General features: G+C 63.8%; 14 protein-coding genes. 10 read left to right on the top strand and 4 right to left on the bottom strand.

Going from position 1 to position 12,392, the window contains the following annotated elements; genetic code table 11:
- Positions 1-17: 17 nt before the first annotated feature.
- The 7 genes from M3I56_RS12490 (at position 18) to M3I56_RS12460 (ending at position 5,842) form a co-directional block, all read left to right on the top strand.
- A complete protein-coding gene (locus M3I56_RS12490) occupies positions 18-782 on the top strand; it encodes a FadR/GntR family transcriptional regulator (RefSeq protein WP_245623810.1) in 765 nt (254 codons plus the stop codon).
- A gap of 316 nt (positions 783-1,098) precedes the next feature.
- On the top strand, positions 1,099-2,232 hold the full coding sequence (locus tag M3I56_RS12485; RefSeq protein ID WP_254354196.1) for a branched-chain amino acid ABC transporter substrate-binding protein: 1,134 nt from the start codon (positions 1,099-1,101) through the stop codon (positions 2,230-2,232).
- Positions 2,233-2,459: 227 nt separating this feature from the next.
- Positions 2,460-3,344: a hypothetical protein gene (locus tag M3I56_RS12480; protein WP_254354195.1), complete on the top strand. Its 885-nt coding sequence runs from the start codon at positions 2,460-2,462 to the stop codon at positions 3,342-3,344.
- Positions 3,345-3,750: 406 nt separating this feature from the next.
- Positions 3,751-3,936, top strand: coding sequence for a hypothetical protein (locus M3I56_RS12475; protein ID WP_028207397.1), 186 nt, complete (start codon positions 3,751-3,753; stop codon positions 3,934-3,936).
- A 41-nt stretch (positions 3,937-3,977) separates the two neighbouring features.
- Positions 3,978-4,178: a DUF6726 family protein gene (locus tag M3I56_RS12470; RefSeq protein WP_051481869.1), complete on the top strand. Its 201-nt coding sequence runs from the start codon at positions 3,978-3,980 to the stop codon at positions 4,176-4,178.
- A gap of 14 nt (positions 4,179-4,192) precedes the next feature.
- On the top strand, positions 4,193-5,023 hold the full coding sequence (locus M3I56_RS12465; RefSeq protein WP_254354194.1) for a hypothetical protein: 831 nt from the start codon (positions 4,193-4,195) through the stop codon (positions 5,021-5,023).
- Positions 5,024-5,077: 54 nt separating this feature from the next.
- Positions 5,078-5,842 carry a flagellar basal body L-ring protein FlgH gene (locus tag M3I56_RS12460; RefSeq protein WP_254354193.1) on the top strand — a complete coding sequence of 255 codons (765 nt, stop codon included), beginning with the start codon at positions 5,078-5,080 and terminating at the stop codon, positions 5,840-5,842.
- Between the two features lie 135 nt (positions 5,843-5,977).
- Here the strand turns inward: M3I56_RS12460 and M3I56_RS12455 are convergent, their stop codons facing one another.
- Together M3I56_RS12455 and M3I56_RS12450 are read right to left on the bottom strand one after the other, a co-directional pair.
- Positions 5,978-6,796 carry a response regulator gene (locus tag M3I56_RS12455; RefSeq protein WP_254354192.1) on the bottom strand — a complete coding sequence of 273 codons (819 nt, stop codon included), beginning with the start codon at positions 6,794-6,796 and terminating at the stop codon, positions 5,978-5,980.
- 85 nt (positions 6,797-6,881) lie between these two features.
- Entirely contained in the window at positions 6,882-7,466 is a 585-nt protein-coding gene (locus M3I56_RS12450; protein ID WP_375541719.1) for a hypothetical protein, read from the bottom strand.
- 447 nt (positions 7,467-7,913) lie between these two features.
- Between M3I56_RS12450 and M3I56_RS12445 the strand changes: the two genes are divergently transcribed.
- The 3 genes from M3I56_RS12445 (at position 7,914) to M3I56_RS12435 (ending at position 11,010) form a co-directional block, all read left to right on the top strand.
- Positions 7,914-8,846: a lysozyme inhibitor LprI family protein gene (locus tag M3I56_RS12445; RefSeq protein ID WP_254354191.1), complete on the top strand. Its 933-nt coding sequence runs from the start codon at positions 7,914-7,916 to the stop codon at positions 8,844-8,846.
- Between the two features lie 96 nt (positions 8,847-8,942).
- A complete protein-coding gene (locus M3I56_RS12440) occupies positions 8,943-9,692 on the top strand; it encodes a response regulator (protein WP_309249152.1) in 750 nt (249 codons plus the stop codon).
- A gap of 4 nt (positions 9,693-9,696) precedes the next feature.
- Positions 9,697-11,010 (top strand): ATP-binding protein, encoded by a 1,314-nt coding sequence (locus tag M3I56_RS12435; protein ID WP_254354189.1) that lies wholly within the window; start codon positions 9,697-9,699, stop codon positions 11,008-11,010.
- A gap of 49 nt (positions 11,011-11,059) precedes the next feature.
- Here M3I56_RS12435 and M3I56_RS12430 read toward each other — a convergent pair whose 3' ends face one another.
- Positions 11,060-11,989, bottom strand: coding sequence for a tyrosine-protein phosphatase (locus M3I56_RS12430; RefSeq protein ID WP_254354188.1), 930 nt, complete (start codon positions 11,987-11,989; stop codon positions 11,060-11,062).
- A gap of 185 nt (positions 11,990-12,174) precedes the next feature.
- Positions 12,175-12,369: a hypothetical protein gene (locus M3I56_RS12425; protein ID WP_254354187.1), complete on the bottom strand. Its 195-nt coding sequence runs from the start codon at positions 12,367-12,369 to the stop codon at positions 12,175-12,177.
- Positions 12,370-12,392: the final 23 nt, after the last annotated feature.

Here is a 12,392-nt window from a genome sequence, read left to right as displayed (position 1 = left end):
CACAGCACGGACACGCTGTGCACGACGTCCACGAAGGGGAAGTGATGTTCGAGCGCGAACCGGTCGTTGGCAATATAACAACGCAGATCGCCAAGATTATCGGCATGCGCGTGGTCTCGGGCGAGTTTGCGCCCGGCGACGCGCTGCCGGTCGAAAGCGAACTGTGCAGCGCGTACGGCGTGAGCCGCACCACGCTGCGCGAAGCGATCAAGCAGTTGGCGGGCAAACGGCTCATTGCCGTTTCGCCCAAGATCGGCACACGGGTCCTGCCCTTCTCCGACTGGAACCTGCTCGACCGCGATGTGCTCGCGTGGCGCCTCAATGCGCAGTTCGACTCGAAGATCGTCGAAGACATATTCGAAATGCGTATCTGCTTCGAGCCGCGCGCGAGCTTTCTCGCCGCGCGCCATGGCAAGGAAGAGACCTTCCAGATCATCGAGCGCCGCTACCTGGAACTGGCGAGCGCTTACGGCCAGTCTGCCCAGCACGGCGCCTCGGACATACGCGCGGCCGCCGACGCGAATCTCGAATTCCATCTCGCCATCATCACGGCCTCGCAGAACGGCATGTTCATCACGATCGGCAACGCCATCAAGGCCGCGCTGCGCGTGTCGTCGGAAATGATGCAGCGCCAGGCCGCAAAGCCTAGCGAAGACCTCGAACTGCATGATGCCGTGCGCCGGCACATCGTCGCGCGCGAAGCCGACGCTGCGGCGGCTGCGATGACGCGCCTGCTCGAGCAGTCGCGCGACCGGATTCTGCGCTATACGATCGCACCTTGACGAGCGCAGGCGCGCGTTGCCGCGCTGTGCCGATTGCACCACCCTCCACTACGCACGGCTTGCGCGCCGCCGCTACCCGTGCGCACCCTGGTCAGCGCCCCCTTCCGGCCACTATGCAGAAATCGTCACGAGGCGCACGCTAATCGACCAAGACGCGCCGATTTTCGCTACCTAGACTGCAATCGCCGATCCCGCCACGTTACGCGGCAACGCGAAACCCGCAGGCGTGCTCCGCAACAACTCCAAATCGCACTCGCCGGCACTGCAGCACCGAGCGGCCGGCATTGCCCAACATGCACCTGAGGGGAAGTGAAAAGTGAAATTGAAGGTTAAGCACTCCGCACTTGTAGTCGCCTGGGCATTTTCATGTGCCGCCGCGCACGCCGACGTCGTCAAGATTGGTTTTGCGGCGCCGCTCACGGGCGCGCAGTCGAACTATGGCACCGACATGCAAAAAGGCGTGCAGCTGGCCATCAACGATTTCAACGCCACGCATCCCACCATCGGCGGCAAGCCCGTCTCGTTCGAACTCGACTCGCAGGACGACCAGGCTGACCCACACACGGGAACCGTGGTGGCGCAACGCCTGATCGACGACGGCGTCAGCGGCATCATCGGCCACTTCAACTCGGGCACCAGCATTCCCGCCTCGGATCTGTACAACCGCGCCGGCCTGCCGCAAATTTCGATGGCGACCTCGCCGGTGTATACGGCACGCGGCTACAAGACGACGTTTCGCCTGTTGACGAGCGACGCGCAGGCCGGCCGCATCGTCGGCTCCTATGTGGTGAAGACGCTGCACTACAAGCGCATTGCGATCATCGACGACCGCACCGCATACGGCCAGGGCATTGCCGACGAGTTCGCGAAGGCCGTCGAGGCCGCCGGCGGCGCGGTGATCAAGCGCGACTACACGAACGACAAGGCACTTGACTTCTCTGCAATCCTGACCAACCTGAAGGGCCTCAATCCGGACGCCGTGTTCTACGGCGGCGGCGACGCGCAATCGTCGCCGATGATCCGCAAGATGCGCCAGCTTGGCATCAAGGCGGCGTTCGTGACCGGAGAAATGTCGCGCTCGCCCACCTTCCTCAAGATCGGCGGCAGCGCGGCCGAAGGCGCGATCGTGTACATGGGCGGCCTGCCGAAGGAAAAGATGCCCGGCTTCGCCAGCTACGCCACGCGTTACAAGGCGCGCTTCGGCGAAGACCCCATCACGTACTCGCCGTACTCGTACGACGGCACGATGGCGCTTCTCAACGCGATGAAGGACGCGAACTCGACCGATCCGAAGGTCTATGGACCCTACCTCGACAAGCTGGCGATCAAGGGCGTGTCGGCTGCGACGATTTCGTATGATTCGACCGGCGACCTCAAGGATGCGCCCGTGACCATCTACAAGGTCCAGCATGGCGATTTCAAGCCGGTCGACACGATCGCGGGCAATTGATGTCGTTCGCGGGTCCAGCATGGACCCGCTGAATCTGCACTGATCGGCCTCGGCCGTCGGTGCGGATGGGTGCGTCTCCCGCCTGCCCCCATACGCTTGCCCCCAGGTGCCAGATCGCCCCTATCGGGTGTTCCCGCAATCGGGCATGACCGTTGCGCCCACGCCTCGTACGCGGCGGCATCGCCGCCCGTCGAAAGCGAAGGGAGACAGTCATGAGACAAACCGTATTGGGCGTCTACGACAGCTATGGGAGCGCACGTTCCGCGCAAAAGGCACTTGGCGACGCCGGCGTCGCGCAAGCCGATATCGCCATTTACTCAATGTCGGTCGAGGCCCCAGAGGAAAAAGGGCCGCGTGTGTATGCAACGGGCTCGAGCGACACGGGACAACACACGCCGGTATTCGATCAACTCGAACGCTTGTTCGCGCGGCTCTTTACGCACGGCGCCTATCCGCCGGAGACCGAAGATTACCGCGAGTTCATCCGTCGCGGCGGAGCCGTCGTCAGTGCGGACGTTTCCGAAATGCAAGTGAATCTGGCGCGCGAGGTAATGCGCAGCGCGGGCGCAGCGGACATCGAGGAACGCAGCAGTGCCTGGCACAACGCTTCGTCGGGCATCGCGCCCTCCCGGAGCACGGCTCGGGCGGCCGGCAGTTCGCACGAGACATCGCCCGAGGCGGCAGCCGAAACACGGCATGCGGCATTTTCCTCTGCAGTGCCAACCGTAGTCAGCGGCATGCAGCAGGTCACAACGCACGCAACAACGGTGCCCGAGCGAACCCCGAGCGCGGCCAAAGCGCAGTCGACATCGGCGAGAGGCCTGGTGGGCGATCCTGTCATGGGCACCCCGCTCGACGACGCATCCTACGAGACGGAAGTCCGCAAAGACTATGACGCAAACTACGCGGACTCAGGCATGTCCTACGAAGAATATTGCGCAGCTTACGAGCACGGCGCAACGCTAGGCCAGGACGAACGGTATCGCGGACACGACTGGCAAGGGATTGAGCCGAGTGCTCGCGAGGATTGGGAGTCGCGCTACCCGGAAAACGGCTGGGAAAGATTCAAGGCCGCCGTGCGCCACGGCTGGGAACGCATGAAGAGGGTTTGACGCCGCCTGCTTCCACCTGCCTTTACCTGTTCCCGGGCTGCTGACCCAGGCAGCCTGGGAACACGCGCTCGATTCACCGACTTCGTCTCCCCTCCTCCTTCCCCTCCCAATACGCGGCGCACGCAAATCGCGTTTGCGGATTTCCTTCCGTTCCCGCCTGGTTCATCGCCTCGTCAGCGGCCTCCGGCCGTACTCCCGCCGTTCAATCTTGCACATTCGTATACCCCTGGAAGGACTCGTAAGCGATTGGCCAAAGGCCACGCTGATTCCTGCTTCATGCGAGCGCTCTGGAAGCGAAGATTTGCCTCGCCGCACGCCGATTGCCCCCCGATCGGCGTAAGGCGGGGCGCGCTTCCCCCTTCTCGGCGCGCCCCTTTTTTGTTCCATTGCGCCAAGGAGGCCCATCATGACCAGCCCTATCGGTTCGAGCAGTATCGCGCACACGTCCTCGTTGACGACGCTGGGCGAAAACCGCAACACCAAAAACTCCAGCACGGGAGGCACCGCCGGTAACCCCTTTCCGCAGCAAGAAACCGTGAATCCGGCCTCGCCGGTCGGTCCGCTCGGCCACAACATCAACACTTCGGCATGACCACTACGCCCTCACGGGAGCCGTCGACGCAGCGCTCGCCCATGTGCCTGACACCTCGGTTGTCATCGCATCTGGGGCGCGCCGCGTCGGCCATTGCCCTCGCCTGCCTCGCGCTGCCGCTCGACGGCTGTGCCGTGGTGGCCTTTCCATGCCGGGTCGCATCGGCCACGCTGAAGATCGTGCCGCTGGTCGGTCACCCCGCAGCCGTGCCATTTGACGCGTGCGCGGCGGCGGTCGACTGATCGAGGTCCAGCCGATGAAACGGGCGTCATTGATCGCTTTCGTTTTGAGCGCGGCATACCTGGCCGCGCCGCTCTCACCCGCGCACGCGGACACGCACTACGAAGGGCGAGTGCAAATCTACGTCGCGCCGAAGGCCCCCGCGCCAGCGAACCCGCCGAGCGAGGCGAGCGCAGTGAATACCGCGAGCGCGGCGCATGCGGCAAGCGCAGCGAAGCCGCCCGCACCGCCGGCGAAAAGGCGACGGTCGGCGCCCGTTGCACCGCCCACCCGTCCGCGCGTTCCGGCGCCGGATGACTCGCCCTTTGCGTTTCGCGGCATTGTGCTCGGCACGCCGCTGAGCGCGCTGCGGCAATCGGACATGGTGCGCGCGACGCCGCACGAGAGCGAACTGCTTTGCGAGACCGACATCGCAGGCAGCGACATCGGCATGATGGTCAAGAGTTACACGAGCCTAACAGTCGCTTGCCGGTGGGCGCACCACACGGCGCAAGGCTGGACGCCCTCGCGCGCCGTCGTGGACGGCGTGCCCGCGGTGGACCACATCCTGCGCTTTGCGCACGCATCGGCCGGCGAGCCGCTGCGGCTCTATGAAATGTCGTTCGTCGTGGACTCGACAACGGCATTCGATCTGCGCAACCTGCTCGCCTCGCGCTACGGTGCGCCTCGCGTGCTTGGCGCGTCTTCGCTGCCGCTGCTCGTGTGGGAGAACGCATCGAGCACGATCACCATCTGCCTGCTGCCCGACAGCCAGCGCGCGACGCTCACATACCTGCTCAAGCCCGCCACGCTGCGCGCCAAAGGCAGCGAGAAAGGGCTCAAGCTGAGCCAGTTCGACGAAGGCTGAAGCGGTGCACGCCAACCCGTCGCCGAGCGGACGAACTCGACGAAGCCGCTGAATTTGCTAAAGCCGATGAATCACTCTTGCACCCGCCCCTCCGCCATGCCATTCGATCAATCGGAATCCTCAATTTCCAGCGCATGCCGCACGACTCATTCGAAAGGCCTGCCGTACGTGTTGCTGTGCGCGTCGCTCGCCGCGGCGCTCGCTGGCTGCGCGACGCCGGAGTCGATCGTCAACACGCCCATGACGCCACCGCTCGCGGAACCGCTGCTGAACGTCAATACCAGCGGCGCGATCTATCAGTCGGGCACCGCCATCTCGCTGTACGAAACACCGCGTGCTCAGCGAATCGGCGACGTGCTCACAATCCGGCTGTCCGAAACCTATAGCGGCAACGATGTCGCGAATGCCGCCGCGAAGCGCGACAGCAACATTACAGCCACGGCTGCCGACCAGTCGACCGGCGCGGCGGCGCGACTCGCGCGCCTGTTCAATATCGGCTCGGCTTCGACCTCGTTCAACGGCAGCGGCAATCACTCGCTTTCGAGCGACATGACCGGCACGCTGGCCGTCACGGTCATCAGCAAGACGCCTACGGGTAATCTGGTGGTATCCGGGGAGAAGATCATCGCGATGAGCGGTGAGCATCAACGGTTGCGGCTTTCCGGGATCGTTAATCCTAACGATGTGGAAGCCGATAACTACGTTGAGTCGGGGAAGATTGCTAATGCCCGGATCGAGCAGGTGGGGCGTGGGTTGCTCAATGATGCGACTACCGTCGGGTGGTTGCAGCGTATGTTTCTTAGTGTGCTTACGTTTTGAGGTTTTTTGGTTGCTTTCGCGTTTTCTTGTTTTCGCGTCGGTACGCGGGCGTTGCCCCTGTGCGGGGCAACACTTGCATACTGCCGCGAAAACAAGAAAATGCCAATGGTTTAAAAAACGATCCCAAAGAACCGCTCAGTCATCCTCACCATCAGGCATTTCACCTTCAAACTCATCGCCATACTCACTGCCGGCTTCACCGGCCGGCTCCCGAGCAGCATGCTCACCAAACCGCTCGGCGAACCCCACCTCGCCATCCGGCACGAACACATACCCGTGCCCCCACACCGTCTGAAGATACCGCGGCTCAGAAGGATCGGTTTCAATGAGCCGCCGCAAACGCCAGATCGCGACATCGAGACTACGGTTCCGATACCGCCCAGCCTCCCCATACACGATTTCGATAATGCGCTCGCGTGAAAGAATCGTCATCGAGTGATTGACGAACAGCTTGAGAAACGCGAATTCGCTAGAACGCAGCGGCATGCGGACTTCGTCGCGATACAGCTCCCGCGAACGGAAATCGAGTTCAAAAGGGCCGAAGCGAAACGATTCCCGGCTCTCCGGCGCGCCGGTGAGGTTCGAAATGCTGCGCCGGCGCATGACAGAACGAATGCGCGCCACAAGCTCGCCCGGATCGAACGGCTTGCCCACGTAGTCGTCGGCGCCGAATTCGAGGCCCAGCACGCGGTCGATCACTTCGTTGCGCGCGGTAAGCATGATGACTGGCAAGTCGTCGCCGCTTTCGCGCAAGGCGCGCAGCGCGCTGATGCCATCCACTTCCGGCATCATGATATCGAGCACGACAACCTGCGGCCGCTCGGAGCGCAGCCGCTCCTGCATCGCGCGCACGGAGGGCAGCGTCGTGACAGTAAAGCCACGCATCTGCAGATATTCGGCCGTGACGTCGCGCACGACCGGATCGTCGTCGACGAGAAAGATATGATTTGCCATGCGTAAATCGTAAGGGACGAGAACGAGCCGGTACAGGCCCGCAGCCTTACCAATCCTTTCCCGCGCCTCGCGCGGGATACCAGTTTTACTGGTCGCTCGAAGCGGACTGGAACGAATTGCCCAATTGCGTCTGGTCGACCACCATGCTGTCCAACAACCCTTTGAGCTTCACAGCCGCGCTCGAATAGCGGTCGGTGCCGAGGCCGCGCACTTCGTAACGCCCCGTAACGGCTATATGGTTATGCATGAAGATCGTCAGATTGATCGTCGAAAGATAAGCCCGGCTTTCGTCGCTGAACGTCGGCTTGCCGAATTCGATCGATGCGTTATACACGAGCCGTCCTTCACAACTCACCGGCTCGGTTCCGGCGCCATAGACGTCCGAAGTCACGCCGCGCTGTGCGAGCACGAGCTGCAACGATGGCACAAAGTCTCCCGATGTGACCATGGGATTATTCTCGATGCAGATCGAACTGAGATTGACCGGCCGGCCCGACACGAATTTAGGCGAGGAGTAATTCGACGCGACCGCATAACCCGCCTGAATCATGGAGCCGGTCGCATCGGCCGCGGTGATGAGCGTCCACGCGCAGCCGTTGAGCGCGAGCGCCGCGGCGCTCGCGGCGCCGAGTTTCACCGTGCGCGCGCTCGCACGGCTGACGTATGACACGATTTCATGTGGCATGGGAGCGGATACCCGATGCGTTGATGGGCTGCGCGGAACATGACACGTTCCCGGCAGGACTCGCCACGCATGATCGGTGCAAAGCGATACGCGCGATGGCCGGGACATCGGTCAATGTTGAATGCCACTTTCCATTTCTTCAAAAACCTCCCGTTCGGTAAGGAGTTGAACGGCGATCGTGCGCGCTTTTTCAATGCAAAGGCGCGCACCACCCGCGCTCGACAAACTTCGATCATTACCGCGCGCGGCTGCGCGTGTAATGTTTCGTAAGCGCTCCTGCATTCTCCCCGCTGAGTGAGACATTGCGGATTCACCGCCGCGCTATCGTTCTCATTGCGGTTCTCACTGCGGCGCCTCGCGCCTTTGCGACGCCGGACGAGCCACACGCTGCTCCTGTCTTTCTCCTGCTATTTCAACATCATCATGCCTGCCATGAACCGAGAACCGATAATCCGTCGCGCCCCCTTCTTCAAGCGCGGCCTGAACGCTGCTGCGATCGCGCTGTTCGCGTCGCTCGCTGGCTCGCCGTTCGCGCACGCTGCAAGCTTTCACTGCCCGCATAACGCGTCCGCTTCTGAGCGGCTCGTGTGCAACGATCCGACGCTCTCCGCGCTCGACGACAAGCTGGCCGCGCTCTATCGCAGCGCATTCGATGCGGGCACCGATACGACCGCTCTCGAAGCCGACCGCGTGAGCCAGTGGCAATGGCGCCAGCACAACTGCAAGGACAAGGCGTGCGTGACGAACTGGTACGACCGACGCATCGCCGAACTCGAAGGCGATCTCAAGCATGGCAAGCAGGCTGCCGTGCGCCGCGTGAAGGAAGGCGTCGTCGAACAGCAACTGGCCCCGTCCGCACAGGACGCCGTGCTCGAAATGCACGGCATCCCGCCCGCGCCGAAGACCGATGGCGCAGCGGCCGCCCCCTCTGCGGACAGCGCGAAAAGTGTGAAGAAAGCGGGCGCGAAGGTCGCGGCTGCCGAAGCCGATGCGTCGCTGCACCTGCAAAAGATGCCGAGCGGCGTAGCCGCCGACGCGCGCCAGACGCGGCTCGCGCAAGCGCAAGCACACGCGCATCGCCTGCCCGCGAAAGATGCCGCACCGTCCGGCGACGTCTCGGCGATGACCGCGAAAATGGCTGGCGCTAACTCGGCATTCGCCAAAGCGGCAGGCATGGCGTCCATCGACGCGCCGGCCGCGCAGCCCGCGAATCCCGCAGCCAACGAAGCAGCCGCGAAGCCGGCGGCGGACCAGGCGAGCGCAGAGCAGGGCGTGAGCGCACTCAACTGCGCATCCGTCGCGTCGACGGAATCCGCGCACGCGACGCAGGCATCCATCGAGCAAGGCGCCGTCGCCATGAAGTAAGGGGCCATGTAAGCTACGGCAAGAATTCTGCGGTCGCGCGCTGTTCTGCCGGTTGTCGATATCAAATAAAATACGGCGACGAGTCCACACGTTCTCATCGTCGACGACGATCCGGTCGTGCGCGATCTCCTCTCCAGCTTTCTTCGGGCCAACGGTTTCGAGGCCTCGGTCCTCCACGACGGCACGCATCTCGGCGCGCGGCTGGAACGCGAGCGGCCATCGGTCGTCGTGCTCGACGTCATGATGCCCCGCACCGACGGCTTGCGCGCCCTTGCCGCCCTGCGCGCGCAAGGCGACGACATTCCGGTGATCTTCGCGTCCGCGCGCGGCACAGTGGGCGACCGCATTGCGGGTCTCACGCTGGGCGCGGACGACTACGTTGCCAAGCCCTTCGATCCCCAGGAATTGCTGCTGCGTATCCAGACCGTGCTGCGCAGGCGCGGCAACGGCCCCGCGGGCGCACCCGTGGCTCGCGAGCGCTATCGCTTCGGCGCATTCGAGCTCGATTTCATGGCGCGCACGCTCGAACGCGACGGCAAGCGCGTGCCACTGCGCAGCAGTGAGTTCGTGCTCCTGAAGATTTTCACGGAGCATCCCTACCGCGTGCTTTCACGCGTGCTGATTCACGACCTGCTCCACGCAGACGGCCTGGAATTCAACGAGCGCAGTCTCGATGTACCGGTCTGGCGCCTGCGCCGCGTGATCGAAGACAATCCCGCGCAGCCGCGCTACGTACAGACCCTGCGCGGCAAGGGCTACGTGTTCGTGCCACAGAGCGGGGTCGGCATCGAAGGCGACATCGACAACCTCCCAGCAGACGACAGCGGCCGCAGCCTGAACGCGTAATGGCATGAACAATCCGTTGAATACGCTGTTCGGGCGCATGGCGCTGATGTCTGCGCTCCTGCTGTTCGCCATTCAGGCATGCTGGTTCGTCGTGTTCGCGCCGCAGCCGCGCCGCCACGAAGTGGAAGGCTTCGAGCGCGGCCTGCTGCTCATGCTGCATGCCGCGACCAGCGCAGCGCCCGGTACGGCGACGAGCGCGGCACCCAGCACGCCCCCCAACGAAATGGACCTCGCGCCGGCGCTGCGCGTGCATCTCGTGCCCACCTGGAACATGCCCGCCGACGTGCAGCTCGAAGTGCCCAGGCGCGAGCCGCTCGCCGACTTGCGCAAGCAACTCCTGCGCGACCTGCCGCCCGGCACCGAGATTCTCGCCGACCTGCGCCATCGCGAAGCCCTGTGGGTGCGTTTCGCGGGCCAACCCACGTGGATCGTCGCGCCCGTCGATCTGCCGCCCCCGCGCAACCTGCTGCCGCTGTTCGGCTCGATGCTCGCCATCTCGCTGCTTCTCGCGCTGCTCGCCATGTGGCAAATGCAGCGCCCGCTTTCGCTCGTGGCCCAGGCCGCGCGCGCGTTCGGCACCGGCCATCGTCCCGCGCCCGTCAAGCAGCATGGCCCGCGCGAATTGCGCGAACTGATCGGGTCGTTCAACGGCATGATGAAACAGCTCAACGAAGCCGACGACGATCAGGCCGTCATGCTCGCGGGCGTCGCTCACGATCTCAAGTCGCCGCTCACGCGCCTGAAGCTGCGTGCGAGCATGATGGGCTCGGAGCGCGAGCGCGAACAGCTCATCCGCGAAGTCGATTCGCTGAACGATATCGTCCAGCAGTTTCTGGAATTCGCCCGCCAGCGGCCCGAATCGGGTCCCGAAGTGGAAGTCGATGCGCTGCTGCGCGAGCAGTTCTTTTCCGACGCCGGCGACGACGACGATGCGCTCTTCAGGCTCGATCTGCGCGCGGGCTCGGCGTTCCGGCTGCAGCGCTCGCTGCTCGACCGGCTCGTGTCGAATCTCGTCGACAATGCGCTCGAACACGGCGTGCCGCCCGTGGAAATCGCCACGCGCCGCGAAGGCGCGCAGTGGATCGTCGAAGTGCGCGATCATGGCCCCGGCATCCCGCCCGAGCGCGTGGCCGCGGCGCTCAAACCCTTCGTACGCCTTGACGAAGCGCGCGGCGGCGAAGGCCATTGCGGGCTGGGGCTCGCTATCGTGACGCGCCTCACGCGCAATCAGGGCGGCCGCTGCGAGTTGTCCAATCATCCCGAAGGCGGGCTGCGCGTGCGTATCTCGCTGCCGGCCGATGCACGGGCGGCTGTGTAGGTCCCTTGTTGCCCTCTGCTTACCCGTTGATTCGACGCTGCGCTGCCGCTCAGACCACGAGCCGGCCACGCAGACGATTCACCGTTTCGGGCGCAAGGCCGAGACCCACGGTGAGATAGCGGTTGAGGTCGCCGTAGCTGCCCTGCACTGCGTCGAACGCGGCCTGCAGATAGCTGGCCTGCACGGGCGGCGTCAGATTGGCCGAATCCACGCCCGTTGAGCGCCACGCATCCGTCAGCATGAAATCCTTCACGATGATCTCGAGCGGCACGTTTGCGATCAGCAGCAACAGCGCGCACGCCCAGCCCACCACGTCCACGCCGGTCGCACCCGTGATCAGCAGCGGCCCCGGCGCGTCCGCGATATGTTCGAGCAGCGCGCCGTAGATCGAACATTGCATGCGGCCTGTTACGAGCGTGCGCCAATGCATTTGCATCGCCGCATCGAGTTCGCCGGCCAGCATGCCCGCGAACGAAGGTGGCTCGAGTGTGCCCAGCACATTGAGCGCGAGGTAACTCGCGGTGCTGGGCGTCACGTCGGGCGCCGCGTCGATTTCCGCAGGCGTGCGCAGATCGTAGACATTGGAAAGCGCCATGCGCTCGAGCGTCGGGGCGTCGGCTGCGTTCGGGGCGAGCGCGTCGGAGCGGTAAATCAGGGCGCGGCGCACGTGCGCGCCGTCGCTCGTCGAGTAGCCCGGCGCCGCGCCGCCCAGATCGCGGAAGTTCGCGACGGAACCGATGACGGGCGTCGGCGCATCCTGCGCGCCGTCGCCTCCCGTGTATTCGCCGCCACACGCACTCAACAACGTGCTGGCGCAACCGCTCAGCGCCAGCAGGCTCACCGTGCCCTTGAGCAACGCGCGGCGCGGCGGGTTGGCGAGTGCGCCGCCACTTCGGTTGAAGTTGCCGGTCGCGGCCACATGCAAACGCTTACGCGCCTGCGCGAACGAAGAAGTGTAGGCGGAGAAAGGCAAATTCATCGGTTGGCAGCTTATGTAGGGAACCCGCCGTTCGAGCGGGCCGCTGCAACGTCGCGCGTCGCATGCGTTCGGAAAGGGCGCAGTTTACCGGCAGATGCGCCTGAAAAGGTAAAAGCGCAAAACGCCGTAATAATTTTTTCCGATTCACGGGGCATTGCGCACCGATATTCTTCGCCGGTTTTTACTTATATTCTTACCGGACCTTTCCATTTACGCAGAACAGGTAATTCCTGTGCTAATGCGCGGATATTTCCCGTTTCAATCCATGCCTGAATATCGGCCGCGCGGGGTATTTTCTTTATAGATCCTTCAAGTTCTTTCCAAATATTATTCTTGACGCTCTTTGTCGCGCTTTTATAATCGCCCGTGAATTCAGGCATTCGCCTGGGCCACCGTGGCAGTC

Source organism: Paraburkholderia sp. CNPSo 3281 (genome assembly GCF_024206515.1).
Classification (GTDB): Bacteria; Pseudomonadota; Gammaproteobacteria; order Burkholderiales; family Burkholderiaceae; genus Paraburkholderia; species Paraburkholderia nodosa.
This window is presented reverse-complemented; position numbering and strand designations above follow the sequence as displayed.

What these genes read in the sequence shown, in the direction of transcription:
- M3I56_RS12475 (WP_028207397.1), top strand. Translation starts at nt 3,751, where the DNA reads ATGACCAGCCCTATCGGTTCGAGCAGTATCGCGCACACGTCCTCGTTG.
- M3I56_RS12470 (WP_051481869.1), top strand. Translation starts at nt 3,978, where the DNA reads ATGTGCCTGACACCTCGGTTGTCATCGCATCTGGGGCGCGCCGCGTCG.
- M3I56_RS12465 (WP_254354194.1), top strand. Translation starts at nt 4,193, where the DNA reads ATGAAACGGGCGTCATTGATCGCTTTCGTTTTGAGCGCGGCATACCTG.
- M3I56_RS12455 (WP_254354192.1), bottom strand. Translation starts at nt 6,796, where the DNA reads ATGGCAAATCATATCTTTCTCGTCGACGACGATCCGGTCGTGCGCGAC.
- M3I56_RS12445 (WP_254354191.1), top strand. Translation starts at nt 7,914, where the DNA reads ATGAACCGAGAACCGATAATCCGTCGCGCCCCCTTCTTCAAGCGCGGC.
- M3I56_RS12435 (WP_254354189.1), top strand. Translation starts at nt 9,697, where the DNA reads ATGAACAATCCGTTGAATACGCTGTTCGGGCGCATGGCGCTGATGTCT.
- M3I56_RS12430 (WP_254354188.1), bottom strand. Translation starts at nt 11,989, where the DNA reads ATGAATTTGCCTTTCTCCGCCTACACTTCTTCGTTCGCGCAGGCGCGT.
- M3I56_RS12425 (WP_254354187.1), bottom strand. Translation starts at nt 12,369, where the DNA reads ATGCCTGAATTCACGGGCGATTATAAAAGCGCGACAAAGAGCGTCAAG.